This is a genomic window from Shewanella litorisediminis (assembly GCF_016834455.1).
Taxonomy (GTDB): domain Bacteria; phylum Pseudomonadota; class Gammaproteobacteria; order Enterobacterales; family Shewanellaceae; genus Shewanella; species Shewanella litorisediminis.
Genome location: NZ_CP069213.1, coordinates 734,029 through 758,957 on the forward strand (window position 1 = coordinate 734,029; position 24,929 = coordinate 758,957).

The 24,929-nt window shown below is 55.9% G+C and carries 24 protein-coding genes and 1 riboswitch; of the genes, 11 read left to right on the forward strand and 13 right to left on the reverse strand.

The features are described from left to right. Positions 1–88: 88 nt before the first annotated feature. Positions 89–185: riboswitch (cyclic di-GMP riboswitch) on the forward strand. Between the two features lie 118 nt (positions 186–303). Next, positions 304–2,907, forward strand: a complete 2,604-nt coding sequence (locus JQC75_RS03215; protein ID WP_203326058.1) for a glycosyl hydrolase family 18 protein — start codon at positions 304–306, stop codon at positions 2,905–2,907. Between the two features lie 102 nt (positions 2,908–3,009). On the opposite strand, the gene JQC75_RS03220 is transcribed toward JQC75_RS03215, so the two are convergent. From JQC75_RS03220 to JQC75_RS03235, 4 genes are all read right to left on the reverse strand, one after another. Beyond that, a complete protein-coding gene (locus JQC75_RS03220; RefSeq protein WP_203326059.1) occupies positions 3,010–3,480 on the reverse strand; it encodes a BamJ family beta-barrel-assembly machinery protein in 471 nt (156 codons plus the stop codon). Positions 3,481–3,592: 112 nt separating this feature from the next. Further along, positions 3,593–3,946: a DUF1294 domain-containing protein gene (locus JQC75_RS03225; RefSeq protein ID WP_203326060.1), complete on the reverse strand. Its 354-nt coding sequence runs from the start codon at positions 3,944–3,946 to the stop codon at positions 3,593–3,595. Continuing rightward, on the reverse strand, positions 3,943–5,088 hold the full coding sequence (locus tag JQC75_RS03230; RefSeq protein WP_203326061.1) for a DUF418 domain-containing protein: 1,146 nt from the start codon (positions 5,086–5,088) through the stop codon (positions 3,943–3,945). Before JQC75_RS03230 ends, JQC75_RS03225 begins: the two co-directional genes overlap by 4 nt. 94 nt (positions 5,089–5,182) lie before the next feature. Then, a complete protein-coding gene (locus JQC75_RS03235; RefSeq protein WP_203326062.1) occupies positions 5,183–6,127 on the reverse strand; it encodes a sodium-dependent bicarbonate transport family permease in 945 nt (314 codons plus the stop codon). Between the two features lie 152 nt (positions 6,128–6,279). Between JQC75_RS03235 and JQC75_RS03240 the strand changes: the two genes are divergently transcribed. The 3 genes from JQC75_RS03240 to JQC75_RS03250 all read left to right on the forward strand — a co-directional run bounded on the left by JQC75_RS03240 (position 6,280) and on the right by JQC75_RS03250 (position 9,065). Next, entirely contained in the window at positions 6,280–7,257 is a 978-nt protein-coding gene (locus tag JQC75_RS03240) for a LysR family transcriptional regulator (RefSeq protein WP_203326063.1), read from the forward strand. A gap of 242 nt (positions 7,258–7,499) precedes the next feature. Then, complete coding sequence (locus JQC75_RS03245) at positions 7,500–8,051, forward strand: hypothetical protein (RefSeq protein WP_203326064.1); 552 nt, start codon at positions 7,500–7,502, stop codon at positions 8,049–8,051. Between the two features lie 411 nt (positions 8,052–8,462). Then, positions 8,463–9,065: an acetate uptake transporter gene (locus JQC75_RS03250; RefSeq protein WP_203326065.1), complete on the forward strand. Its 603-nt coding sequence runs from the start codon at positions 8,463–8,465 to the stop codon at positions 9,063–9,065. A gap of 86 nt (positions 9,066–9,151) precedes the next feature. On the opposite strand, the gene JQC75_RS03255 is transcribed toward JQC75_RS03250, so the two are convergent. From JQC75_RS03255 to JQC75_RS03270, 4 genes are all read right to left on the reverse strand, one after another. Next, the gene (locus JQC75_RS03255; RefSeq protein ID WP_203326066.1) at positions 9,152–9,442 is read right to left on the reverse strand and encodes a hypothetical protein; all 291 of its coding nucleotides are present in this window, start codon (positions 9,440–9,442) and stop codon (positions 9,152–9,154) included. A gap of 146 nt (positions 9,443–9,588) precedes the next feature. Further along, complete coding sequence (locus JQC75_RS03260) at positions 9,589–9,762, reverse strand: DUF4124 domain-containing protein (RefSeq protein WP_203326067.1); 174 nt, start codon at positions 9,760–9,762, stop codon at positions 9,589–9,591. 89 nt (positions 9,763–9,851) lie between these two features. Then, complete coding sequence (locus tag JQC75_RS03265) at positions 9,852–11,306, reverse strand: OmpA family protein (protein ID WP_203326068.1); 1,455 nt, start codon at positions 11,304–11,306, stop codon at positions 9,852–9,854. A 117-nt stretch (positions 11,307–11,423) separates the two neighbouring features. Beyond that, positions 11,424–11,726: a hypothetical protein gene (locus tag JQC75_RS03270; RefSeq protein ID WP_203326069.1), complete on the reverse strand. Its 303-nt coding sequence runs from the start codon at positions 11,724–11,726 to the stop codon at positions 11,424–11,426. A 503-nt stretch (positions 11,727–12,229) separates the two neighbouring features. On the opposite strand from JQC75_RS03270, the gene JQC75_RS03275 reads away from it, so the two are divergent. The 6 genes from JQC75_RS03275 to JQC75_RS03300 all read left to right on the forward strand — a co-directional run bounded on the left by JQC75_RS03275 (position 12,230) and on the right by JQC75_RS03300 (position 17,021). Then, positions 12,230–12,712: a hypothetical protein gene (locus JQC75_RS03275; RefSeq protein WP_203326070.1), complete on the forward strand. Its 483-nt coding sequence runs from the start codon at positions 12,230–12,232 to the stop codon at positions 12,710–12,712. Positions 12,713–12,818: 106 nt separating this feature from the next. Further along, positions 12,819–13,004, forward strand: a complete 186-nt coding sequence (locus JQC75_RS03280; RefSeq protein WP_203326071.1) for a hypothetical protein — start codon at positions 12,819–12,821, stop codon at positions 13,002–13,004. Positions 13,005–13,396: 392 nt separating this feature from the next. Next, positions 13,397–14,803 (forward strand): hypothetical protein, encoded by a 1,407-nt coding sequence (locus tag JQC75_RS03285; RefSeq protein WP_203326072.1) that lies wholly within the window; start codon positions 13,397–13,399, stop codon positions 14,801–14,803. A 3-nt stretch (positions 14,804–14,806) separates the two neighbouring features. Further along, the gene (locus JQC75_RS03290; RefSeq protein WP_203326073.1) at positions 14,807–15,580 is read left to right on the forward strand and encodes a hypothetical protein; all 774 of its coding nucleotides are present in this window, start codon (positions 14,807–14,809) and stop codon (positions 15,578–15,580) included. A gap of 19 nt (positions 15,581–15,599) precedes the next feature. Beyond that, the gene (locus JQC75_RS03295) at positions 15,600–16,055 is read left to right on the forward strand and encodes a hypothetical protein (RefSeq protein ID WP_203326074.1); all 456 of its coding nucleotides are present in this window, start codon (positions 15,600–15,602) and stop codon (positions 16,053–16,055) included. 120 nt (positions 16,056–16,175) lie between these two features. Next, entirely contained in the window at positions 16,176–17,021 is an 846-nt protein-coding gene (locus JQC75_RS03300) for a bactofilin family protein (RefSeq protein WP_203326075.1), read from the forward strand. Positions 17,022–17,185: 164 nt separating this feature from the next. On the opposite strand, the gene JQC75_RS03305 is transcribed toward JQC75_RS03300, so the two are convergent. From JQC75_RS03305 to JQC75_RS03315, 3 genes are all read right to left on the reverse strand, one after another. Further along, positions 17,186–18,070 carry a universal stress protein gene (locus tag JQC75_RS03305; protein WP_203326076.1) on the reverse strand — a complete coding sequence of 295 codons (885 nt, stop codon included), beginning with the start codon at positions 18,068–18,070 and terminating at the stop codon, positions 17,186–17,188. 202 nt (positions 18,071–18,272) lie between these two features. Then, entirely contained in the window at positions 18,273–19,763 is a 1,491-nt protein-coding gene (locus tag JQC75_RS03310; RefSeq protein ID WP_203326077.1) for an insulinase family protein, read from the reverse strand. Further along, positions 19,760–21,190, reverse strand: a complete 1,431-nt coding sequence (locus tag JQC75_RS03315) for a M16 family metallopeptidase (RefSeq protein ID WP_203326078.1) — start codon at positions 21,188–21,190, stop codon at positions 19,760–19,762. Before JQC75_RS03315 ends, JQC75_RS03310 begins: the two co-directional genes overlap by 4 nt. Positions 21,191–21,294: 104 nt before the next feature. On the opposite strand from JQC75_RS03315, the gene JQC75_RS03320 reads away from it, so the two are divergent. After that, the gene (locus tag JQC75_RS03320) at positions 21,295–22,119 is read left to right on the forward strand and encodes an N-acetyl-ornithine deacetylase (protein ID WP_203326079.1); all 825 of its coding nucleotides are present in this window, start codon (positions 21,295–21,297) and stop codon (positions 22,117–22,119) included. Positions 22,120–22,276: 157 nt separating this feature from the next. On the opposite strand, the gene JQC75_RS03325 is transcribed toward JQC75_RS03320, so the two are convergent. Together JQC75_RS03325 and norR are read right to left on the reverse strand one after the other, a co-directional pair. Then, positions 22,277–23,194: a L,D-transpeptidase family protein gene (locus JQC75_RS03325; RefSeq protein ID WP_203326080.1), complete on the reverse strand. Its 918-nt coding sequence runs from the start codon at positions 23,192–23,194 to the stop codon at positions 22,277–22,279. A 128-nt stretch (positions 23,195–23,322) separates the two neighbouring features. Further along, positions 23,323–24,843: a nitric oxide reductase transcriptional regulator NorR gene (norR, locus tag JQC75_RS03330; RefSeq protein WP_203326081.1), complete on the reverse strand. Its 1,521-nt coding sequence runs from the start codon at positions 24,841–24,843 to the stop codon at positions 23,323–23,325. Positions 24,844–24,929 lie beyond the last annotated feature (86 nt).

Genomic DNA, 24,929 nt, shown 5'->3' on the forward strand with positions numbered 1-24,929 from the left:
GTAAATAAGTTGTTGCCGCCTTAAAAATAATTAGCCTATGCTGAATCATGAATGACAACGTTGTCATTTGGTTCTGCCAAATAGTCATTTGTGAAAAAGGCAAACCGGTCGAAAGGCCGGGGCGCAAAGCCACCGGTCTAAGGGCGCTCTGTAAAGACAGAGGCTACGACAGCGGGGATACCACAGGATGATGTCTTAAGCGGGTGTTTGGTCGCACCCCATGCTTGTTGTCGGCATCTGCCGTTCCTGAAGGCGCTTTGCCTTGCCTTATTGAAAAGAATAAAAACCAATAAGGACAAAGACATGTTTTTAACCAAACCCTCAGTAACCGCGCTCGTGGTGGCGTCGGCGCTGGCCGCGCCTGCCATGGCCGCCAAACCTGGAAAACCGGCTCTTGCATGGGGCGAAACCAAGTTTTCCATCATCGAAATCAATCAGGCGGCCACCGCCTACAATCAGCTGGTCACGGTCAAGGATGCCGCCAATGTGTCGGTAAGCTGGAACCTGTGGAGCGGCGATGTGGGGGATACCGCCAAGGTGCTGCTGGACGGCGTGGAATACTGGAGTGGCCCATCGGGCGCGTCCGGTACCGCAACCTTTCCTGTCAGCCAGGGTGGCCGCTATCAGCTCACCGTGGCCCTTTGTAATGCCGATGGCTGCACCGCCAGTGATGCCCGTGAAATTCTGGTTGCCGATACCGATGGCAGCCATCTGGCGCCACTGACTGCGCCGCTCAAAGAAAATAACAAACCCTACGCCAATAAGTCCGGCAAGGTGGTGGGCGCCTACTACGTGGAGTGGGGCGTCTATGGCCGCAAGTTCACCGTGGACGATATTCCGGCGCAAAACCTGACTCACCTGCTGTACGGCTTTACGCCAATCTGTGGCGGCAATGGCATCAACGACAGCCTCAAAGAAATCGAAGGCAGCTTTGAAGCGCTGCAGCGCGCCTGTTCCGGCCGTGAAGATTTCAAAGTGGCGATTCACGACCCCTGGGCGGCAGTGCAGATGCCACAGGGGGATTTGTCGGCCCATGACGAACCCTACAAGGGCAACTTTGGCAACCTGATGGCGCTGAAGCAGGCCTATCCAGACCTGAAAATTCTGCCATCTGTAGGTGGCTGGACCCTGTCCGATCCTTTCTATTTCCTCGGTGACAAGACCAAGCGCGACACCTTTGTCGCCTCGGTGAAGGAGTTCCTGCAAACCTTGAAATTCTTCGACGGCGTGGATATCGACTGGGAATTCCCCGGCGGTCTGGGGGCTAACCCCAACCTTGGCAGCCCCGAAGATGGCGCCACCTACGTGACCCTGATGAAAGAGTTGCGCGCCATGCTCGATGAGCTGGAAGCCGAAACCGGCCGCGAGTTCCAACTGACCTCGGCCATCAGCGCCGGTGACGATAAGATTGCCAAGGTCGATTATGTGCAGGCACAGCAGTACATGGACCACATCTTCGTGATGAGCTATGACTTCAACGGCGCCTGGAGCAACACCGAGCTTGGCCATCAGACCGCGCTTTACGATGCCTCCTGGGATCCCAACACCCGTTACACCACCGACAAGGGCGTGCAGGCGCTGCTGGCCCAGGGGGTGACTCCGGGCAAACTGGTGGTGGGCGCCGCCATGTATGGCCGTGGCTGGACCGGCGTGAGCAACTACAGCAACGACACCCCCTTCACCGGCACCGCCAGCGGACCGGTAAAAGGTACCTGGGAAAATGGCGTGGTGGATTACCGCGACTTAGTCAACAACCGCATGGGCAGTGGTTGGCAGCAAGGTTATGACGAAGCGGCCGAGGCGCCATGGCTGTTTAATCCATCCAGTGGCGACCTTATCACCTTCGATAACGAGCGCTCAGTCAAGGCCAAGGGCCAGTATGTGCTTGCCAATCAGCTGGGTGGTCTGTTTGCCTGGGAAATTGATGCCGATAATGGCGATATCCTCAATGCCATGCACGAAGGACTGGGTCACGGCGGAGGCACCAATCCGCCCGCCAACAAGGCGCCCATTGCCAATGCCGGCGCTGACGTCAGCGTCACCGGCCCTGCCGATGTCACGTTGAATGGTTCAGCATCCCGCGACCCTGAAGGCGGTGCGCTGAGCTACGCCTGGAGCCAAACCTCTGGCCCGGCCGTTGCCATCAGCGGCAGCGCCAGTGCCAATGCCAGTATTTCCCTAGGCTCAACCGAGGCGGACGTCAGCCATGTCTTCAGCCTGACCGTGACAGACCCACAGGGGCTTGCCAGCACTGACTCTGTGACTGTCACCAACAAGGCCGAAACGCCAAACCGTGCCCCTGAAGTGACTGTGGATGCAGCATTCAGCGCCGAGTCCGGCGCCGCCGTGAGCATAGTTGCCAGCGCTTCTGATGCCGATGGCGATGCGCTGACTTATCAGTGGACAGTGCCTGCGGGCCTCGGTGTGTCCGGCCAAAACAGTGCCACCCTGGTGGTGACTGCGCCTGAGGTGACTGCCGATACCCAGTACAACATCAGCGTGCTGGTGTCGGATGGGGCGCTCGATGCCAGTGCAGCCACCTTGCTGACCGTAAAACCCAAGTCCGGCGGTGGCGACAACGGCGGCTGCAATGCCACCGATCCCAATGCCGGTAACTATCCTGCCTGGTCAGCAAGTACCATCTACAACGGCGGTGACAAGGTGAGCCACAGCCAACTGGTATGGCGCGCCAAACACTGGGTACAGAGTGTCGAACCAAGCCGCAGTGCCGATGCCTGGGCACTGGAAAGTGACGTCATGCTCGGTTGGGATGCAGCTGTTGCCTATAGCGGCGGCGCTGTGACTTCCCACAATGGCCGCAACTGGAAGGCGTCCTGGTGGACCAAGGGTGAAGAGCCGGGGGTTGCCAGCGTTTGGGTCGATGTGGGCCCAGCCAGCTGCAACTGAGGCAATCACCTTGAGTGAATCCGCTTAGCTGAAGGCGTCATTTGACAGACGTTAAGCGGCGATAAAAAACGGAGGCCAGAGCCTCCGTTTTTTATGTGGTCATCACTCGATGGCTATCAGTTCCACATCAAAAACCAGCACCGAGCCGCCGGGGATTTTGCCTACGCTGCGGCTGCCATAGCCCAGACTCGCCGGGATAAAAAAGCGCATCTTGTCGCCTTCTTTCATCAGCTGTACCCCTTCGGTCCACCCCTTGATTACCCGGTTCAGTGGGAAGGCGATGGTTTCGCCGCGCTCAACGGATGAGTCGAATACAGTGCCATCGGTCAGGGTGCCGTGGTAATGCACGCGCACAGTGTCGTTGGCACTGGGGCGGCGCTCGCCGCTGCCGGCAATCAGGAGCTCATATTGCAGGCCCGATGCTGTGGTGGTTACGCCGTCGCGCTTGGCGTTTTCGGCGAGGAATACAGCGCCTTTCTCTTCATTGAGTTTGGCGGCCTTTTGGTTATTCATGGTGGTGAAAAAGTAAAAAATGACGCAGGCAATCACAATAACAGCGAGGGCAACTCTCATGGGATGGATTCCGTAATGGCTGACTTTTGACTATCGTATGGAACTCAATATCTTATGGTTAAGCCGCCGCTGGGTAAAGCCGCGTGTATTGGTGAGCTGCCAATCCTGATGCTTATCCCGGGACAGCTGTACCTGTGCTGAAGTAATACAAGGCCCCTCCGGCCAGCAGCAAATGCAGCACGGTAGCCGTGTAAAAAGGCCATAAAAATCCACGCTTACTGGTTTTATGGCGAAACAGTCCCATGGCCAACATGGCGCCGCCGAAACCGCCAATCAGTGCCAGCATCCACAGTTTGAGTTCGGCGGTTCTGGGGTTGTCTTTGACAGCGGCGCGCTTATCAAGGCCAAAGACCACAAAGGCAACCAGCCCAAGCACGCCATAGCCGATAAGCAGCCACAAGGGCAGCCAGTTCAGCGCCACCGCAATAGCCAACACCAAATAAAACACCAGGGCGAAAATAATCATGACTTTACCTCTTGGGCATTGCTTGCACTCTGGGTGCGGCCAAAAGCGAGATAGCGCCACAGTTTTTCCAGTGGCCCCTGTTTGAAATACCTCAAATACCCGCTGGCCAGCAGCAGCTGGCAGCCCGCCCAGGTTAGCGCCGCTATCAGATAATGGATGCGATCAAAACTTTGCAGCCAGTCGGGGAACAGGTAACGGAAGCAGGCAATCCCCAAGAGCGACTGCAAAATGTACAGGGACAATGCCAGCTTGCCCACGTTTTGCAGTGGTTTCAGCAAGGTCTCGCTACCCCGGCATAGCCGGATAATCAGGTCGGCATAGAGCACAGACACAGGAATAGCACTGAAGATTACCGTGATTTCGGCAAGATTAACCAGGACGCGGGAGGCACTGAAATACAGGGTTAAGTCTACTGTGCCCAGCAACAGCGCCAGCAGCAGTAACCTGATGCGGCCTGCTTTGCTGAGCCCCTCACTGAAAAAGTGACTGCGATAGAGGTAGATGCCGAGCAGCATCATGCCAAGGATGTACCACAGCAGCGCGATGGGCAGCATGACCAGTGTCATCATCAGCATCATCGCCAAATGTTGAAACAGCTGACCCAGATAACCGCCAATCCAGGGCGCAAGGGATGCCTGATACTCGGGACTTAACCGCGAAGGCAAGGGGGCTGTGGGCAGGGCAAGGGTCAGGAGCAGCATCACTATGGCCGAAAAGCCAAGAAACTGCAGGGCTCTTTTGTGGATGTGGGTGAGCGGTACATCCAGATAGCGTATGGCAACCATGGCAGAGAGGCCGTAGCTGAGCAGCACATCACCGGGCCAGATAAAGAGACCGTGCAGCACGCCAAACAGCATCAGCACCTTGAGGCGGCGTTTGATGGGGGCCTGTTGGCCAAACCTTTGGTATTGAATCACCAGCCCCACACCAAACAGCATGGTAAAGAGGCCGATAAAGCGTCCTTCCAGAAACAGCCTTGAGAAAACCTCCAGGGGGACATCAGATCCCGCCGCCGGGATTGTGGGGACATACCCTTCGAGGCTGTTGCCCATAAAGAGGATGTTGATAAAAAAGATCCCAAGCACCGCGAGGCCGCGGACGCTGTCGATATTGGGATTACGCATCTGTGAGCTGGCTGACATCCGTTGTCTTCCATCATCTTGTTATCAAAGGTGTTCAGCCTAACACGAAAACAAAAAAGCGGGCCATAGGCCCGCGTGATCCTGTGCGCATTTGTTATGTCATCAGGCCGGCAATCCAGTGCTTGTAGAGTGGCAAACCTATGAGCACGTTCATGGGGAAGGTGATCCCGAGGGATGCCAGCATCGCGAGACCGATATTGGCGTCAGGGATGGCGGCGCGGATAGCAGCCGGGGCCGCTATGTAGGATGCGCTGGCGGTGAGGCCAGCCAGCACCAGCACTGTGCCTGCGGGTAGCCCCAGTGCGATACCTGTGCCTATGCCGACCCAGGCCAGTACAAAGGGGGCGATGGCGGCGAATGCCAGCAAGCGCCATTGCTTCAGCGGCAGTGGAATACATACCTTGGCGGTGACCAGCCCCATTTCCAGCAGGAACAGCGCAAGCAGGGTTTTAAAACCACTGAGCAACATGGGGGCCAGGGGCTCAAGGCCTTGTGGCCCATAAAGCCAACCGATGATGACACCACCCAGCAACAGGACTACGCCCCGGCTGGTCAGGGCCTCATGGAGGATATTGCCGCCGCTGCTTTGGGGCTGGACACCTTGGCTCAAGCGGCGATGCAGCCACAGCATGATCACGATGGCGGGCAGTTCCAGCATGACCAGATACAGGGTGGTTTCAGGTCTCAGCTCCCAGCCGGCGGTTTCGGCCATGGCCATCACCACAGCAAAGGTTCCTGCACTCACCGAACCATAGTGAGCGGCGATGCTGGCCGCATCTGAGGTTGAGAGCCGCACCAGCAGTCGCAGCACCGGAAACAGCGCCAGTGGAATGATAAAACCAAGCCCGACTACGGTCAGCAGCTCCATGGGTTGCAGACTGTCAGTTTGCCCATGGAGGGACATGCCGCCTTTGAGGCCCAGTGTCAGCATCAGCAAAATCGACAGGGTCTCGTAGATGGACTCGGGCACCCTGAGATCCGATTTGATTACTCCGGCCAGCAGGCCCAGGGCAAAAAAGGTAATCACAATATCCGGCATAGTTGACTCCAGCAGCCCGGTTCTCACCGGGGATAAGGCAAGTTTGACGGCTGGAGATTGTGCCAATCATTGGTTATATTGAAAAATAAATTTTATCAGCAACAGATATAGATAATTATCTATGCTCTGGCTTGTTGTCGGAAAGTCGATTGATGGATAACCCCAGACTTAAACAACTTAGCATAAGGCTGCTGCAGGTATTTATTACCGTGGTGCGCCTTGGCAATGTATCGGCCGCCGCCCGGCAACTGCACCTCACCCAGCCCACGGTTTCTCTGCAATTGAAAAAGATTGCTGAGCTGGTGGGGGAGACACTGCTGGAGAGCCGTGATGGCGCCATGAGACCAACCGATGTGGGGGAGGAGGTGTACCGGGCGGCCTGCGACATACTCTCGCGCCTTGACGATTTGGACGACTTTCTCGGCGGTATAAGGGAAGGGGAGAGCGGTCATATTCGCATCGGTCTGGTAACCACGGCCAAGTACGTGATGCCCCGTATACTGGGGCCCTTCTATCGCCGTTTTCCCAGGGTACAGGTGACCCTCAGCATAGGTAACCGCGCCCATGTGCTCAATCGCTTTGCCCATCAGGAAGACGACCTCTATCTTTTCAGCCACCCTCCCGCAGGTGAGTCTGCGCTGGCTTCGCGGATTATCGCCAATCCGCTCAAGCTGATTGCACCGGCCGATCATTGGGCGGTGGGGCAAAAAGGGCTGGCTTTTGATGCGCTCAAGGGCGAGCGTTTTATTATGCGTGAACCCGGCTCGGCCACCCGGATGATGTTTGAGAGCTGGCTCAGTGCCCGTGGTATCGAGCTCAGTGACACCATGCAAATCGAGAGTAACGAAGCTATTCGCCTCAGCGTGGCTTCCGGGCTGGGGTTATCGGTGATTTCCGCCCATACCCTCAGTGAGGGGGATATGGGGCCGGAAAAACCGGCGGTGCTTGAGGTGGCAGACTTTCCCCTTCGCAGTAACTGGTATCTGGTGGCACGGCGAGATAAACGTCTCCCCCAAAGCGCACTGCAGCTTATTCGCTTTATGGCGGAGCACCTGGGGGATTGTATCGATGCCCGTTATGTGGCCGACAACATAGAGGCGCTGCACCGCGTTTTTACTGCGCCCCGTTAACCGCGTCCATCTTTGGTTTTACCCAGTCACGGCAACTATACTTAATGATGAAGTATCCGGGTATGCAGCCGGGCCGCCTTGTCTGTAAAACACAAGCCGACTAACCGATTTGCCTTCGACCTTCATGTCGCCGTTATTTCATGTAACAACACCGGAAAACAGTTACCGGAAGTAGGTATTCTGAGGCAGGGGTTGCCAGGGGCTCATATCCAAGGACGTTTCACTCATCAGAGGATAGTGTTATGACCAAAAAGAACCCCTTGCTGAGGGCCATGCCCTGTGCCCTGGGACTGGCGGTGGCCGGTGCAGTGGCACCGCTTTATGCCTCAGATACCCAGGCTTTGCTGGATGATGCGCTCAGTGCCGCCCCTCCCACATTAAGGGACAAGGTGACAGTCATGGACTGGCAACACAATGTGCTGCAACAGGGCAGCAGTAACTATACCTGTTTCCCCACACCTCCCAGTCTGCAAGGTAAGGCGCCCATGTGCATGGACGGGCCCTGGATGATGTGGGCTGATGCCTGGTCCAATAAAAAGCCGTTTCAGGTCAAGTCGATAGGTATTTCTTATATGTTGGCAGGCGATGGTGGCGCCAGTAATACCGACCCCTTCGCCGAAGGCAAGACAGACGATAATCAGTGGATAGTCGAGGGCCCTCACCTGATGATTATTACGCCCGATGCCGCCCTGTTGGATAGCCTGCCCACCGACCCCTATGAGGGCGGGCCCTATGTGATGTGGAAAGGCACGCCTTACGCCCACATCATGGTGCCGGTGGGCCCGCGAAAGTAATCAGCCAAACGCCCGTTCCGGGCGTTTTTTATGAACAAACCGCCTATTTGGGTGGTTCTTATTGGCCTCTCGTCCATGCCTTTTCACCAACAGAGAATCCAGCTTCATACTGTCAGGCTTGTCAGCTGGGGTCTCTATTTTTAACCCTGATGCAGGCTGTTTGGAAATGTGTGCGATTGATGCCAGGTCAATGATTTTAAAACCATTAACAAGAATGTGTCTAACTTGTTGAATTTGTGTATCTTGCTGTGGCTCACAGCCTGAGATTTATGCCATTGAGTTTTCGAGGTGGCTCCACTAGAATGCGCCGCCCTCACTGATGACCCGGGTGCTTATCCGGTCACGAAGGGCGCAGTATATCCCGGTCGTTGGCACTTGGGCGCCGACGGTTTTACCTTTCAGGAGTTTACTATGTCCACCCCTCTGGCCAACCCCGCCCCACTCGGGCTGATGGGTTTTGGCATGACCACCATTTTGCTCAACATCCATAACGCCGGTTTCTTTCCCATCGATGCCATGATCCTGGCCATGGGGATTTTTTACGGCGGTTTGGGGCAGGTGATAGTCGGTATCATGTGTTTTATGCGCGGCGATACTTTTGGCACCACGGCCTTTACCTCATATGGCCTGTTCTGGCTGACCCTGGTGGGGCTGATTTTGATGCCAAACGCCGGTGTGGCAGCAAGTCCGGCATCCTTTATGGGCTGGTATCTGGCGCTGTGGGGCGTGTTCACCGGCTTTATGTTTATTGGTTCGCTGCGCTACGCCCGCATCAAGCAGTTTATTTTCGGCTCCCTGACGCTGCTGTTTTTCCTGCTGGCGGCACGGGATTTCACCGGCAGTGAGCTCATTGGTACCATCGCTGCCTGGGAGGGCATTATCTGCGGTGCATCCGCCATTTACTTTGCCATGGCGCAGGTGATTAACAATGAATATGGCCGCACTGTGTTGCCCGTTGGTGAGCGCAAGCTCAAGGCGCCAGTAGTTGCCGTGACAGAAGCCAAGGCTGCCTGAAACCTCTAGGCTCATCCGTTGAGAACAACTAAAAATGCCCTGTGATACAGGGCATTTTTGTTTTCCTGGCGAGAGAATCATGTGGCTCAGCCGCCCACTCTTTTATAGGTAAACTCGAGTTCGCCGCCCTTGGTATTGCGCAGCAGCGTCATTTCATTGCCGGAGATGCTGATAAGCTGGCTTCTATTCAGCCGTACATCGGCCTCGGTTTTGGACTGGCCGTTGGGCAGCGACATCGACTTGGTCTTTATCTGTACCTGAAGCTGATTGCCGACCAGCTTCCAGCTGCCGTTGAGGGTTAATTTGGAGCCGAAAAGATTCGCGTCGCGGGTATAGCTGCCATCGGGGGCGTAGGTATCAAAGGCGTCGTTAAGCATGTCGTCCTGCCAGCGCCCCAGCAGCTGCTTGGCGCTGAAAGTGGCTGGGGACTTCTTTGCCCCGGAATCTGCTGTCAGCCTGGCGTCCGGGCCGTCTTCATCGATATCGGCATCTTCATCCTCGTCGTCATAGTGGCTGGACGGGCTTAGGGGAGCTGACTTGTCGGTAACCCTAAGCTCCTGGGCTTCATCCGACGGGGGGGGTCACCGAAATGAACCTTGCCGTCTTTATCCACCCACTTGTAGACGTTGTCTGCCAGCGCGGGCTGGACGAGGCTCAGGCCAACCAGCATCCCGAGCGGGGTAATGTGCAATTTCATGGCATATTTCCTTATATTTCCAGGCGCGCCATCTTCGCTGGTGATGGCGCGCGGGGCAATCACCTGCTGAATGTGGTTTCCCTTAGCTGCTACTTTTTATCTGACCTTAGCACCAACTCTACCCGGCGGTTTTGGCTCTGACCGGCCTCGTTTGCGTTGCTGGCAACAGGGCTGAATTCTCCCATACCGTGGGCTTCAAGCTGCGCCGGTTTGATGTGATAATCCGCTCCCAACGCCCTGACCACGGCTGCGGCGCGGCGCTCAGACAGGCTGAGGTTGTAGGCTTTGTCGCCCTGATCATCCGTATGGCCAACCACGTAAAAATGAAGTGCCGGGTTTTGCTTCAGGTAGCTTGCCAGTACCTCCAGTACCGGTTTCGACTCAGGCAACATGCGGTCGCTGTCGTAGTCGAACAGCAGGCCGTCCAGTGTGGCTTTGCCTGTTTGCGTGATGGCGTCTGTGAGGGTGGTGAGATCGATGCCAACCCGGTTATCGTTCAGGCCGGTTGCCTCTATTATCTTAAGCTCGTTCCACAGTGCGCCCGAGTAGCCCAGGGTGTAGCTCGATACTGTGATGTCGCCCTCGGGGCGGCTTAGTCGGTACAGGCTATAGAACTGGCTTTCATCGTTGCCGTTGGACACTGTGGGCGTGAGGGCATAATAGATGGCATCCTTGCTGATACAACCCTTGGCCTCGCAGCTGAAAACCTCCTGAAATCCCAGCTTTTTCAGGGCTGTTACATAGTTGGCGTTCACTTCATATTCGGAGTAGCTTCGCGGCAGGCTGTAGGCGATTTGTGTGAGTTTACCCTCTTCGATGGCAGTGACTGCTTTTTTACCTGATATGCCAGTCAACACAGGAGATTTTGCATACCCCTGCTGGCTGTACTTGGCAATGAATGCGCCGGGCAGGCGCTGCATCAGCGGATGGTCGGCGCTGCCTCGGGCATCTTTGGAGCTGTTGTCCGTCACCTTGATGTCGGTGGGTTGCGCGGTGAGCAGGGCTGCATTGATCTTGACCAGATCCAGAGGTTCGGGGGTGGCTTCAAGCAAATCCAGTTGCAGATTGGTGCCCCTGTGCCAATTGGCGCTGTACAGGCTGATGTAGATATCACCGCTGGCCCTTGAGAGTTTGGCGGTCAGCATCGATGGCTCACGCTTACTCACGCTGGATAAGGGCGAAACCTGATTGTAGAGCTTTTCTTCGTTACCACAGTCGCTGCCGTGGCATTCAAATAATATGCTTGCCCCTTGCTGCAGCAATTGTGCCTTGTGGTTATTGATGATGTGTTCAGGGGTATAGCTCACAGGCAGTTTGTAATTGACCCGACTGAGTACACCACCCACGTCAGTCATGGCATAGGCGTTAGCGTCCATTCCCGTGATTAAGGGGTAGGGAATATAGTGCCGCTGCTCTTGTTTCTCTTTTTTGGCTTCGGGAAAGACAGAAAAAAGCGTGGGGAAATCGGCCGCAATTGTTTGCGTTGGCAGCAATGAGGCCGGAAGATACATTGCCATGGCACAGGTGAAAATACGTCTTTTCATACTGCTGTAAATCCTTGTCCGTTTAAGTCTTTGATGCTGAGCAAAAAAGCCGGTTAGTCCTTGTCCGAACGCAGCACCAATTCCACTCTGCGGTTGAGTGCCTGTCCTGTCTCGTTTTCATTGCTTGTCACCGAACACTTCGGCATTCAATTTTTTAAATTGAGCCAGATAGTTATTCATCACCAGAGCCAGCGTATAGCTGTCCGGAAGCTCAAATGTGTTGCGGGTCAGTCGCCCTGAAACGATCTGAAGCGTGACGTCTTTGTCATTGGCGGCCGTGATGATGCTGAAAGGCGTGAAATGGATGCATTTTTCTTCGGGATACTTTGCATCAGGGAATGGACCGAACAGCGTATTGGCTTTGACCATAACGGCAGTCGCAGATAAGCATATCGCGAAAGGTAAAGTATAGCGTCCCATAAAATTCCTTTTCTGTGGGTCTTTAATATTTATCGAAATCGTTGTGCTTAAGTTTGAAGTCCGCTAAGGCAATATCAAAAAAATAATGCCAATAGATAGTGCTTATCAAGTGTGTATTTTAGATAGGTTAAACTTGTTGATGCAATAACTGCATATGGATAATTCAGGTTTGGTCTTTTTGAGGGTTGTCTTTCAATATTTAAATTCATATTGATTTCTGATGATATTCAATTGTTTTATTTATATTAAGTGTCAATTCAGAATTTGGCTGAAGTGTTCGGTTATCATTCTTCAGTATTAATTGTTTTGCCATCATTGACGTGCGTGTGGATTTGGTGTTGCTAATCGAGTGATTGCCAATGATTCCTTTGGTGTTATTTTTTCGATTGTTGAGAGGGGGCGTTTTTTATAATAGCCTAGGTGGTTGAACCTGGCCTTGTCATTAATAATACTTTTTTGTCGAGTATTCTGCCTACTTGAACTGGAACATGGAAGTTTGCTAAATGAAATTACGTTTCTCTGGGGGGATATCTTGCCTCCTGTTTATCTCATGGTTTTTTGCAATCCCTACCTCTCTGGCCAGCACCTTCGAATTTCCCGCGCTGCGGGAAAACTGCAAAAAGGCAGTCGACATAGTCACCAACAAAGATCTGGCGCTGATGAAAGAACTCTTTTTGCCCCTGGATATGCCCGACAGCATGTACATGGCGCACATCGAAAAGATCCACCACTGGGCCTTTGTGAAGCCCTATACCGGCATCAACAACTTCAGCATTGATGGGGTGCGTTGGTTTGAAAACTCCCGGCAATCTGAAAACGAGACAGTACAGGGCGAAGCCGTCGAACGGGGGCTTGAGGAGGTGGTGTGGGTCACCTACAGCTTTGACTCCACAGACAGTCGCAGCGGTAAGCCTACCGTCCGTACCAGCCATTGTCAGTTCGGTCTGAAAGAGGGCAAATGGTACATGTACAACCTGCTCAAATAATTCTTTTGACTCGTAAATGGCTGATTATTTGGAGATGAAATGGGCTTTGTCCCAAACAGGAAGTTGCTGAAAATGAAAGTGAAGTATCTTTTGGGTCTACGCATTAGTGGGGCTTGCTACCTGCTCTTCCACCGAACCGCCACGGGCAGCACAGGACAAAAAAGTCGCCGATGAAGGTGTTGAGCTCATCTTCAGTACCATTGCCGGTGTCATCAAACCCTTCAAAAACAGCACCGCACACAAGTGTGAATTGCTGGTGGATGGCAAGTTGGTTGAACAGCGGTATTTCTGATTTGTATAGATAACCACAGTTGAGCGGTTGTGCTGGCGTGGCCGACAGTTGACTCCGTAAGGATACCATCGGTTGCGGCTGGGCGGAGCGAGAAAGCGTTCAAAGCGATGAGATCGCTCTGGCGATGCAATGATAAGAGTGACTCGTGTTAATAAGAGTGCGCTTGAGTATGGCGCTCTGTCTTTTCTGGGAAGCCGTTTTATAGCGGCGTATCTTGACGTGATGACAGGGATTTTGACGATGTTTTTGAAATCATGCCAGAGAGATTGCTAACGCTACTCCTGAGCCTTGGGATGAGAAGGTCTTCTCGGCAACAACGCTTTAAATCCTTCAATTTGCAACGTATCCTGTAAGCTCATGGACGCACATCAGCAAATAACAGGGACGAGATTATGCTCAAGCGCGCTTTTTTTCACGCCCATATTTCCCAGACACATTATCCCCGGCAGGCGTCTTCGCTCCCGGCCGTTTCTTACGCCCTGATGGGACTTATCGCCCTGTCTGCACTCGCTGTTCATCCGGCACTGGCAGCGGACAGAGACAGCCTTATCGCCGAATTTGAAGCCCAAACCAAGCCGCTCCTGCGTAAGGGACGTACCAAAAGCCATGGCTGGGACGATGAGGCATTCCGAAATGGTCTGGAACGGCACAATGGGGATGCCCGGGCGCTGCTCGGCGAAGGCTGGCCCGCGCGATTTTTAGCCGATGCAAAAGGCCAGCGTCTCCTCGCTGGCCAGTACCGTGCAGCCCTGGCAAAACTTATCGGCGATATGCCGGCCAAGAGCCATTGCAAAGACCCGGCACCTCTGGCGCGGGTGGATGAGGCCCTTGAAGAGACTGATGCTTACATCGAGCGCCTAAAGGGCTATGGCGCCATTGCCGACCAGGGCGCGGCTTATCAGGCCGTGATGGACATGAGCATCAGCCACGGCCGGGTGTTATCTGTCATGGAGCTGGGGGAAACCTTCCGCACCTGTGTGCTGGCAGATGATGTGCCGGCAATGTCTCAGGGATTATCCGGTGACAATGGCAATGCCCTTGCCATGGCCCTGATGGCGGCACTGGCCGGTGAAGATGCCGATGCTGATCTGGATACGGATACGACGCTGAATGAAGATCTGAGTGGCATGCACGAAAGCCAGTCGGGCGAGGCTGCTTCAGCCGAAATGGACTCAATCCGGCACGACTCACAGCATGGAGACTCACAGCATGGAGACTCACAGCATGGAGACTCACAGCATGATTACTCACAGCAAGATGAGGCACAGCCACCGGCGAGTCGGCCCATCTCGACTTTGCAGTTTACCGACCCCGTGATAGGCGAGTGTATCAAGGCCGCCGCAAAGCGTTTTGGAGTCAGTCTTACAAACGAGCTTGAACTGCTTTCCTGCCCGCTCAAGGGGGCGAGCGTGAGCCTTGATGACCTCCACTTTTTCAGTCAGCTTGGCACGCTGTCGCTGGAAAATGGCAGCATCACCCACATCAGCACCGGCCTGCCACTGCAGCTCCATTCATTGTTGCTGAGTGAGGTGCAACTGCAGAGTTTTGCAGGCCTGTCGGCGGTGAAAATGCTCCAGCTGAGCCAGGTGTCGGTGGCAGATTGGTCGGCTATCGGTGCACTCAAAAACGCCACCTTGCAGCTGGAGCGCATCGACTGCACCGGGCTTCAATCCCAGGTGGATGCCGGGGCCGTGGTGGTGATATCCAGGGGGCTCTCTCCCACTTTGCAGGCAGAGAAATTTGCCCTGGCCGAACGCACAGGTACGCCCCTTGCCATCACAGATTGCCCGGCAGGCTGATAAATGATGAAACAAGCTCCATCCGATGTGATTGAACCACACACACCAGCCCATGGGCTGGACCCTCGCCAATTGGGGCGGGGCGCGCGCATGCACCTTCACAAAGATGCCCAGGGGCATTGGTATTTTCGCAGCGAGCGCCAAAGCCAGCGGGTGATATACGGCGCCATTGCACTGGTGCCCATGGGGGCGTCGCTGTTTATGTCTTTGGTGCTTAAAGGCAATGAGGCTGTGATTTATGGGGTGTTTGCCGCGCTGTTACTGCCCCTTGCCCTGGTACTGCTTGGATACCGGGAGCATCTGGTGTTTGTGCCCGGCAATCTGATAAGAAGACGCAGCTTTTGGGGGCGCGGCGAGCGAGACGTTGAGCGCTGGCCTGCAGGCTCTGTCTCGCTGGTGGCCGAGCCCCTGGTGCAGCTCGATAAGGGTTGCTGGCTGTCGCTGGAGGCTGGGATTCGTCTGTCCCGTTACAGCATAGGTGAGGAGGCCGAAACCCTGGCGTTGGCACAGCTTCTTGCTGCGCAAACCGGTGCCATGGCCTGTGAGCGGATAAGCGAGTATCCAAAGGTTCGGCCGATACAAGCTGCGGGTGCCTTTGATGGCGAAGTGGCGCCGGACAGACACCCAGGCTCGGCCTTGGGGGCCGATGGCAAAGCAGATTCAAAACCTGCAGTGCAGGCGGCCTTCGCTAGGGTGCGCGGCTCATTTTGGCGTGCCTTACTGCCACTGCCGGTGTTTATCGCACTGGGGACGCTGCTGTTATGGCTGGGCTACTGATGCGGGGGCGACTGAACCGATGAAATGGATCAAGGAGAGCGACGGCCGTGGCAGCCTGGTGCTGGGGAACCGGGTTGCGCTGGTGATTCTGGGGATAATTCCGCTTATCCCCACGCTGATATTTTCGGGCATTGGCTTTAACGGCAATGGCAGGCACATGTTGCTCTGGGCGCTCACGGCCAGTTTCAGCTGGCATTGCCTGTTTGCCAACCACAGGGTGACCATCGACAAGGGACGGGGGCTTCTCAGGCGCCGGATAAGCAGCCTCTATACCCTGCTGCAGGTGCAAATCAAACTTGAGGATATCCAGGCCTTTGTGGTCACCCGCCGTGGCGGCGACCGGAACAAGTACCAGCTGCTGGTCCTGGGTAAACAGGGGCAACGGGAGCGATTGTTGGTGGGCTTTAACAGCCAGATGATGGAGGCGGGTAAACATCTGGCCGATTTCAGTGGCAAGCCACTTGTGGAAGATTAGTTGGTTTCCACCTCCCAAAGTGGCGTTTTATTCTTTGCCCTGACAACAAATTCTGTTTAACATTTGCGCCACATTTTTACCTGGCAGGATAACGCCCCGTCGAGGCTGGAGACAGAACCCATGAGCAAGGAACAAGGGATCACATTTATTGGCGCCGGTACCCGGCTTGAAGGCGAGATGATGCTGGAAAGCGCAGCCCTGGTGTCAGGCCAGTTACACGGTCGGGTGAGCTCCAAAGGCCAAATCAAGATAGAGCAGGGTGGCCTTATCGAGGGGGAGCTGACCTGTCATGAGCTGAATGTCTGCGGCACCTTCAGGGGGAAACTCAGCTGCCAAAAATTAACCATCATCGATGGTGGCGTCGTGGAAGGAGAAGTCGCCAGTAATCAGATGGAAATCTTCGATGGCGGCCAGTTTATCGGCAGTCGAAAGCGTGGCCCCGAGCCTGTAGTGTTGCCGGCGGGCACACAGGCGAGCCTGCCGTCAGAAGGCCGTAAGGGGCATTTAACGCTGGTGCTCGGTATCGCTGCGGCGCTTGGGCTTGGGTATCTTGTTACCCAAACCGGCTTTATTCAGGGGATTAAAGATGGTTATCAGGCTGGCAGTGCAGCGAGCGCAGAGATTAAGACCGATCAGCCCTTGCCTGTGCACCAGAGTCAGGCACTGATGGCGTCAGCGCCTGACGACGGTGTATCAGCCGATCCGTCTGAGCATATCAATGGTCAGATTGGTGACTACTTTGCTGAAGACACAGAGGCCATGGATGCTGGCAATGCCATGCTGCTTGAGAATGGCTTTGGTGGTGAAGGCTCAGAATCCGGTGCAGATGCCGGTGTGGACGACGCTCAGACAGAGGCTGTGGAGCCGGGCGCGCCAAGCCAATCCCTGATCCCCGACAATGGCGCCAGTGCGCTCAGTACTCAGGGGGCGTCAGACCTGCCTGCAACGCCGGTCAATCGTATGTAATTCAATAAAAGACGCGGCTTGGCCGCGTTTTTTATTGCCGTTTGCCCCTTGGCCAAGGCAAGCCTTTGACCTGCAGCGGGCGCCTCGTCGGGCGCCTTTAAGCGTTGTGCATGTTGGTGAGATGATGGCGACGTGATTTGCTATGTCGCGTTAATCAGACATGGTTAATGGAGTTGTAAGTTTTGGGGCTTAAGTGCCAGCACATCGCATTTCAGCTGATTGAGCAGCTGCTCCGATGCCCGGCCTTTCAAGGCGCTCAGCATGCTGGTGTGCTCGCTGGCACCCATCACAACCAGGTTGCTGTGCCACTGGCGCGCGGCTTCCGGGACCATATCATCGGGTAATCCCGCTGCCAGATGCAGGCGTTTGTCTTCCAGTGCCAGGGGTTCGGCAGTTTGGCGCAGGCGCCGCCACTGTTCTGCCACCCAGGTGTGGTGATTCAAGTCTCTGTTATCAAAAGACACACTCATATCGTGAGCCTGATAGCAGGTCAGCAAATGCAGTTCCATTCTCAGCAAGCGTGCCAGCTCATCTGAGACGTCCAACAGTTGCCGGTTAAATTGACGATGGCTTTCGCCTTCATCATCTACTTCCAGCGCTGTCAGCAGTTTACCGTCGTTTTCCCAGGGCTCGTTACTGACAAAAAGCACCGGAATAGGCACCTGCTGCAACAGCTGCCAATCTTCGGTATGGCCAAACTCGCAGCGAAGGGCCGAATACTCATGATGCTCAAGGATCAGCAGATCGTAATCACGCTGGCTGAGCTCATCGAGCACGGCATTGGCGAGTGTTGGGGCATGACAATGTTTGAGCACCAGACGAATGTCTTTGTCTGGGTAGCTGGGGTGTCTTTGGCGTTGATGGCTGATGTTTGGGGCCGTCAGTAACTGCTGTAACCACTGACTAAGCCCTGCCTGCTTTGGGAGCTGAACCCTTAACATGGTGAGATCTGCATGGCTTTGATTCGCTAAGTGAACCGCCTTTCGCAATGCAGGCTTGGCATGTAGCCCATCGTCGGTAGCGACGAGGACCCGTGAAAAATGACCCATGGTACTTTCCTCTGTGGTGGCTGGTACTAAAACTCCCTTTCAAAAAATTTTAGTGTTCAGCTGTCTGGAGGACTAAATACCCTTTTGGACTTGAAACCCTTGCCAATAGCGGCTTTTAATCTGTTTGTCACGGGTGTTTTGGTGCATTTTTTGCCGTCGATGACTCTGTGTTTTAAACGCGGCGGCGTAAATGGATGGAATGTCAGGGTAGTTTATCCAGACGTTGTATCACCCAGTCGGGGAGTTTTTGCTGCAGGTCAGGTAAGAGTAATCTGGCGTCTCCCTTGATAACGACCCAGGGCGAGCTGCGTAAATACTGAGCCGGGAAGTCGCCCATGTCTGCCGCCCGTACCAAGGGGGAAGGCAGGTACTCCGGCAGGCCAGTGTCACCGCCACTTATACGGGCGTGTTCGAGCATAGTGAGCCATTCTCCCAGGGCAGCCCCCTCGGTGTCCGCTTTGACCTTGTGCTGACCGATAAGGTAACTGTCGAGTGCCTGCAATTCGGCCGCGTTTGGCGCTGCGCTGCCAAGTAAACTCAGATGATCCAGTATGCCGCGCACAAAGGCGCCGGTACTTTCGGTGGCGCTTGAACCGTAGAATTTCAGGGTGCGGCTCAGGGGATTATCGATGCAGCTGCCATACACGCCGTAGGTCAGGCCTCGTTGACTGCGCAGATCGTAAAAAAGGCGCCCTGCCTGAGTGCGACCAAGCAGTGCTGCCGTGGCTTTGCAGGGGGTGCTGCTGCCAACGGGGGGGAGTGAGTAGCCAACCCTGACCTGTGATTGCACTTGTCCGGGAGCATCCAGCAGATACAGTATTTTCCCGCTGTTTTGATGCCGCTCAGGCAATGCCTCAATGGCCCCAGAGTTAACCGCAGTGAAAGAAGGCTCGGCTGTGCTCATCAAAGACTCGGGCGCCCTGGCCGCGATTAGGTGCCAGCGCCCCTGGCTTGCCAATCTGCCCACTTCAGCTGAAATGGCCTGTTGCCCTGCTTCAGCGTCATTATAAAGTGATAAATAAGGGTGTGCTTTGCCCAGTACAACCTGAGCCCAGAGCCTGTCGATATCCCGGCCGCTGAACGCCTCTATGTGTTTTGCGAGCCGACTTTCCCGCATCACCCTGTCGCTGTTGTCCTTATTCAGGGTGCCAAAGCCCTCGAACAGGCTTCTTACCCGCATCAGCAGTGCCTCTGGCCCATCGCAGCGACTGGAAAACACCAGGCTGTGCGGCCTTGCGCTGACGCTCAGGGTCTCGGCGCAGCGCTCCCCCGCCAGGGCATCCAGGCGCAGCTGCGCCTGCATTTGCCTCGCTATCATGGGGCCTGAACTGAGAAGGCCTGCCGCAGTGATGACAAGGTGTGTGGCCTCAAGCCGTTCGTCAGGGTGAAAACTCAGTCTGCCATTTTCATCTGCCAGGGAAATACCCTGCGCCGGGCGTGGTGGATTGACGGCAGGCTGCAGCACAGGAAAGGGAATCCCCTGGTGTGGCTCAATGCCAGTCGCAGAGGCATTGTCGCTGGTGACACTATTATCGGAAGCATCACTGGCAAGGGGCACGGTGAGCAGCGCAGGCGTGCTGAAGTCGGCAAGGACCGGCGCCGCAATGGGCTCATATTCAAGCGCCTTATGCTGGCAGCCAGCCAGTATGCCTGCGACAGGCAAGGCCAGCAGCAGGCGTCTTGCGAGGCTCATAATGCAAGCTCCTCAAGGCCTTCGGCCCAGCTTTCGGGGAGCCATTCCAGCAGACCTTTGCCAAGCCGGGTGTGCCATGCCGGTTTCAGGTCGAGCCTGACGCTGTGGCCTGCAAAATAGCGCTGCGCCACCCGCATCAGGTCATGTTCGCTGACATCCCGTACCCTTAGCCAGGGGTTTAGCAGAGGCTGTGCATGGTCAGTGGCAGGGCTTGCGGCGAGCCATTGTGCCAGGGTTTCATCGCTGCTGAGCTGCTCTTGGTAGTCGGCGAGCCAGAGCTGCTTGAGTTGGCAAAGTTCGGTACCTTTCATGGGCTCACTGGCGGCCTGGTTTACCATAGTGTCGATGCCCGCTGCCAGGGTATCCAGGCTCACATTGGCCCGGGGCACCAGTACAAGATTGGTCATGCCGTGCAGCTCCATCTCCAGCGGCAGGGAATAGTGCAGCAGGCTCTGCTTGCCACTGATGCCGGCGCGCTCCAGGCCGCTGGCGATACGCTGAAACAGTGCCAGTTCCAAAAGCTTGATGGCGGCGGCATCCGGGTGATTGCGCCCCACAGTATGCCAGGCCATCAGCAGTCCGGGCCATGGCGCTCTTTCGTCTGTGACTTCCCCGTGCACCGGGGCGCGGGGCTTAACTTCTTGCCGGGTAACGTCAGCTTCATCGGGCTGCGCTGTTTCCCGTGACTGTGCCGGTGCGGGGGCTTGCCAGCCACCAAAATGCGCGTTGAGCCGGGTTTCAATATCTGCCGGCAGGGCGCCGGTGAGCGCCATGCTTAAACGCGTTGGCCGGTAAAAACGCTGATGGAAGGCCTTAAGGCTGCCCGCATCGGCCCCGAGAATGTCGGCGCGACTGCCGATAATGGCGTGACGGTAGGGGGTATCAGTCGCCTGACTCAGCAAAAAGGTCATCGCCGCACGAAAGTAGGGTTGGTTATCTATGGTTTGTGCCATTTCGGCCAGCACGGTTTTTTGCTGATTGGCAATGGCCTCAGCGGCAAACTGCGGATGCTCAAAGCGGTCCCGTTCCAGCGCCAAAGTAAAGTCCAGTCCTTCTGCGGGGATGCGGCTGTAGTAGCGGGTGTCATCGAACAGGGTGCTGGCATTAAAGCTGGCCCCCATGGCGTTCATCAGCTGGCTGTAGCCGTCGCCCGGGGCAAGGCGGCTGCCTTTGAACAGCAGATGCTCAAACAAATGGGCCCAGCCGGTTTGTCCCGGCGCCTCGTGGCGAGAGCCGACGGCAAACCGGCTCGCCAGTGTGATGCTTTGTTTGTTGGCCTTGGGGAGCCAAAACAGGCGGATACCGTTATCAAGCTGCCTTGTCTCAACGGCCTCGTCCAGATGCCTCAGGGGGTTGTCATCGAACTGGCATTCGGACAGGGGCGCGAGTGTCATCATCGACAGGCCAAGTACTGCCAGCAATCCCATGAATATCTTCCCCAAGCCTTTGGAATGGCATTCAGTTTTTCATCATTGCTGATATGATGGCAAGAGCTTTCCACCCTCTTGTTTTTAAGCCAAGGATGCCTGTTATGAGTCGTTCACCCTTCCAAACCTTTGTCTGGCGCAGTGAGATATTTGAATGTCAAAGCACCGACATCCAACGTTTTTACAGTCTGCTTGCCATTGAGACAGAGCGCCTTGGACTTGGCAGCAAAACCCTGGGACAGGCCGGGCACCACCCACTGTATTTGTTGCAATCACCCGGGCAGAAAGCCGGTTTGCCCAATTTGCTCATCAGCGCCGGGTTTCACGGTGAAGAGTCCGCCGGTCCCTGGGGGCTGCTGCACTTTTTATCGCAGCTGGATGGCGAGCTGTTCAAGCGGGTGAACCTGAGCGTGTTGCCGCTGGTTAACCCTACCGGGTTTGCCAAAGGGCACAGGTTCAATGAGTTGGGTGAAAACCCCAATCGCGGCTTTTTTATTGAAAATGGCAAAGCCAAGTCCGGCGACGATACCGCGGCAGAAGGGCGCATACTGCTGGAGCATGCTCACCTGCTGCAGGTGGCAAGTCGCGATGGCATCCTCACCTGCCATGAAGATGTGCTGATGACAGACACCTATGTGTATACCTTTGAGCCCAGTCAGGCTCCCGGCCGTTTCAGCCATGCCCTGAGGGATGCGCTGGGGCAGTACTTCCCCATTGCTGCCGATGGCGATGTTGATGACTGCCCGGTACGCAGTGGCGTGATTTTCAACCACTTCGATACCTCGTTCGAATCCTTTTTGGTACGCAGCGGTGCCCGCGTGGGTTGCTGCAGCGAAACCCCCGGCAAGCAGCCGCTGGATAAACGCATACTGGCCAATGCCGCCGCCATGAGCACCTTTGTGAACATGCTGGCCCCGGAATTGAGCTAAACGCCGAGGGTAAGTTCGCCAAGGGAATGAGAGTGAACGTGCCTGCTCACTGCTGTGATGCAGCATCTCAACGGGCAATCAGGCACTGGGAAGTTTCAGAGCAGAAATAAAAACAGCCACGCAATGTGGCTGTTTTTATTTATCAGGGTATCCCAACTCAGGGATTGATGCGTGTTGGCATGCCCGTGCGGCTTTCCAGCAAACGCTTCAGTACGAAGGAGTCGGTTTCGGCATGGGCCACAAAGCGGCTGATGGCCGTGGGCAGCGTCAGCGGTACCGGCTCGGCAGAGTCAAACTCGGCCTGTGTGCGTGACAGCGGCTGATGGACTTCGAGGTAGCGTGCGCCATCGGGCTCTTCGGTGGCCTTGATGGGCTGATTTACAAACTGCACCCGGGTGCCCACAGGCACACTGTTAAACAGGTGCTCGATGTCGTTGTCACGCAGGCGCACACAGCCCTGGCTGACCCGCAAACCAATACCAAAGGTGGCGTTGGTGCCGTGAATGGCGTAGAGGTTACCGATATAGAGGGCAAAGAGACCCATGGGGTTGTCGGGGCCGGCCGGCCACACGGGTGGCAGGGTTACACCCTTGGCGGCATATTCCTTACGGATACGGGGGGTCGGGGTCCAGGTTGGATTGGCGCGTTTACGCTGCACCGTGGTGACCCAGTTTTCAGGCGTGTCACGTCCTACCTGGCCGATACCTATGGGCAGTACTTCAACGATTTTTTTACCCTTGGGGTAATAATAGAGGCGCATCTCGGCGATGTTGATCACTATGCCTTCCCGCGGCGCATCGGGCAGGATCAGCTGGTGAGGAATGATAAGGGTACTGCCGGGCTTGGGCAGAAAGGGGTCGACCCCCGGATTGGCTTCCATCAGGTTTGACAGACCCAATTGAAACTGTGTGGCTATGTCTTCGAGTGTACGCTTATCGTCCGGCACAACATAATACTGGTTTTCCCCCACCAAACGGCTGTCTTTGGGCGGCAGGGGATAGATCACCGCCAGTGCCGATTGGCAAAAGCTGATGAGGCTGAAAAATAATATGGCGAGGCTAAAAACAGGTTTCATCTGACTCTATTGACTCTCACTGGTGCGGCACTTTCCTGAGCCTGTGGGATACCTTGATGTCTGGCTCCATGGCAGAGCAGGCATCCTCATCGAATTCGCGCAGAATTTCAACTGCTATTTGACAATAATTATTTCAACCCGAGGCGTTTGGCGAGCCGGTGCAGGTTACCGGGATCCAGTCCCAGGGCTCTGGCGGTGGAGGCCCAGTTGCCGCGATTGGCGCTGAGAACCTGGCTTATGTAGGCCGCCTGAAAAGCATCTGTGGCCTCCTTCAGGTTTTTGCCTTCCACCTGCGCAACCGCCGCCGGGCTTTGCACAGGTACAGATGCACTCTGGCCGCCGATGGCGAGCATCTGGGGTTCTATCATCACGGCGCCGTCGTCGCTGGCGGCTCTGGCCAGGGTGGCGGCTCTCTTTATCACATGTTCAAGCTCGCGCACGTTGCCCGGCCAGTCGTGGTTTTTCAGGCGGCTCAGGGCATCGGGCCTTATCCTGAGCACAGACAGTCCGAGGGACTTGCGGCTCTGCTCAAGAAAATGACCGCACAGGGGACCAAGATCCTCCGGCCGCTCCCTAAGTGTCGGCACGTGGAGCGGAAAAACGCTCAGGCGGTGGTACAGGTCGGCCCGGAAGCGGCCGGCCAGCACTTCCTGTTTCAGATCCTTGTTGGTGGCGGCAATGATGCGCACATCCACCTTGAGGCTGCGGTCATCGCCGATACGCTGCACATCGCCGTATTGCAATACCCGAAGCAGCTTCGCCTGCAGTCCCAGCGGCAGTTCGCCGATTTCATCCAAAAACAGGGTGCCCTTGTCGGCAGTCTCAAATTTGCCGCTGCGGTGGCTGATAGCGCCGGTAAAGGCCCCTTTTACGTGGCCAAAGAGTTCGCTCTCGGCCACAGACTCCGGCAGGGCGGCGCAGTTGAGGTACACCAGCGCTTTTCCTGCCCGTGGGCTGGCCTGGTGTACAGCGCGGGCGACCAGTTCTTTGCCTGTGCCGGTTTCCCCAAGGATGAGCACATTCAGGTCAGTGCCTGCGACCGCAAGGATCTCCTGGCGCAGGCTCTCCATCACAGGCGCATTGCCGACCATGGGGGGAGAATCGTTGTTTGCTTCGCGGCTGCCCTGGCCGAGCAGCGACACCCGCTCAAGCTTGTCCAGCAACAGGGCATTTTTCAGGGATGCTGCACTTAAGGCGCCAAGCGCTCTCAGTTCCATGGTGCCCAGATTGTCGAATCGCTGTGGGTCGAAGGCATCCAGGGTCAGTGCGCCAATCAGCTTTTCGTCGTCAAACAGTGGCAGACCAATGCAGGCATGCACGTGGAGCCTGTCTTCCTGATTGGGAATAAGGCCATCATAGGGGTCCGGCAGGGCGCTGTCGGCGGGAAAACGTACCAGATCGCCCGCTCTGGCGATGGCTTCAAGGCGTGGGTGGCTGTCGATGGCAAAGTGGCGTCCGGCCACGTCCTCGGCCAGCCCTGCGGTGGCAAGGGGCACAAAGTGGCGGTCACGGAACTCAAGCAGTGCGGCGGCGTCACAGCCCAGATTGGCTTTGACTGTGTCCACCAGCCTGGCAAAGCGGTCGCGGTGCGACAGGCCGGAGGTGATATCCAGTGCGATGCGGGTGAGCAGGGTTTGGCTGAGTGGCATTGGAGTAAGCTGCCCCGAAATTAATGGCGTCGGGGTCAGCATACTCTGGTTGGGTGAGATTGTCATTTTGACATGGGGGCGCACAG

Coding starts and splice junctions, on each gene's coding strand:
- JQC75_RS03300 (WP_203326075.1), top strand. CDS start 16,176: ATGAGCAAGGAACAAGGGATCACATTTATTGGCGCCGGTACCCGGCTT.
- JQC75_RS03270 (WP_203326069.1), bottom strand. CDS start 11,726: ATGGGACGCTATACTTTACCTTTCGCGATATGCTTATCTGCGACTGCC.
- JQC75_RS03240 (WP_203326063.1), top strand. CDS start 6,280: ATGGATAACCCCAGACTTAAACAACTTAGCATAAGGCTGCTGCAGGTA.
- JQC75_RS03215 (WP_203326058.1), top strand. CDS start 304: ATGTTTTTAACCAAACCCTCAGTAACCGCGCTCGTGGTGGCGTCGGCG.
- JQC75_RS03320 (WP_203326079.1), top strand. CDS start 21,295: ATGAGTCGTTCACCCTTCCAAACCTTTGTCTGGCGCAGTGAGATATTT.
- JQC75_RS03250 (WP_203326065.1), top strand. CDS start 8,463: ATGTCCACCCCTCTGGCCAACCCCGCCCCACTCGGGCTGATGGGTTTT.
- JQC75_RS03230 (WP_203326061.1), bottom strand. CDS start 5,088: ATGTCAGCCAGCTCACAGATGCGTAATCCCAATATCGACAGCGTCCGC.
- JQC75_RS03315 (WP_203326078.1), bottom strand. CDS start 21,190: ATGGGATTGCTGGCAGTACTTGGCCTGTCGATGATGACACTCGCGCCC.
- JQC75_RS03310 (WP_203326077.1), bottom strand. CDS start 19,763: ATGAGCCTCGCAAGACGCCTGCTGCTGGCCTTGCCTGTCGCAGGCATA.
- JQC75_RS03260 (WP_203326067.1), bottom strand. CDS start 9,762: ATGAAATTGCACATTACCCCGCTCGGGATGCTGGTTGGCCTGAGCCTC.
- JQC75_RS03305 (WP_203326076.1), bottom strand. CDS start 18,070: ATGGGTCATTTTTCACGGGTCCTCGTCGCTACCGACGATGGGCTACAT.
- JQC75_RS03235 (WP_203326062.1), bottom strand. CDS start 6,127: ATGCCGGATATTGTGATTACCTTTTTTGCCCTGGGCCTGCTGGCCGGA.
- JQC75_RS03285 (WP_203326072.1), top strand. CDS start 13,397: ATGCTCAAGCGCGCTTTTTTTCACGCCCATATTTCCCAGACACATTAT.
- JQC75_RS03255 (WP_203326066.1), bottom strand. CDS start 9,442: ATGCTTAACGACGCCTTTGATACCTACGCCCCCGATGGCAGCTATACC.
- JQC75_RS03325 (WP_203326080.1), bottom strand. CDS start 23,194: ATGAAACCTGTTTTTAGCCTCGCCATATTATTTTTCAGCCTCATCAGC.
- JQC75_RS03265 (WP_203326068.1), bottom strand. CDS start 11,306: ATGAAAAGACGTATTTTCACCTGTGCCATGGCAATGTATCTTCCGGCC.
- norR (WP_203326081.1), bottom strand. CDS start 24,843: ATGCCACTCAGCCAAACCCTGCTCACCCGCATCGCACTGGATATCACC.
- JQC75_RS03295 (WP_203326074.1), top strand. CDS start 15,600: ATGAAATGGATCAAGGAGAGCGACGGCCGTGGCAGCCTGGTGCTGGGG.
- JQC75_RS03225 (WP_203326060.1), bottom strand. CDS start 3,946: ATGATTATTTTCGCCCTGGTGTTTTATTTGGTGTTGGCTATTGCGGTG.
- JQC75_RS03290 (WP_203326073.1), top strand. CDS start 14,807: ATGATGAAACAAGCTCCATCCGATGTGATTGAACCACACACACCAGCC.
- JQC75_RS03220 (WP_203326059.1), bottom strand. CDS start 3,480: ATGAGAGTTGCCCTCGCTGTTATTGTGATTGCCTGCGTCATTTTTTAC.
- JQC75_RS03275 (WP_203326070.1), top strand. CDS start 12,230: ATGAAATTACGTTTCTCTGGGGGGATATCTTGCCTCCTGTTTATCTCA.
- JQC75_RS03245 (WP_203326064.1), top strand. CDS start 7,500: ATGACCAAAAAGAACCCCTTGCTGAGGGCCATGCCCTGTGCCCTGGGA.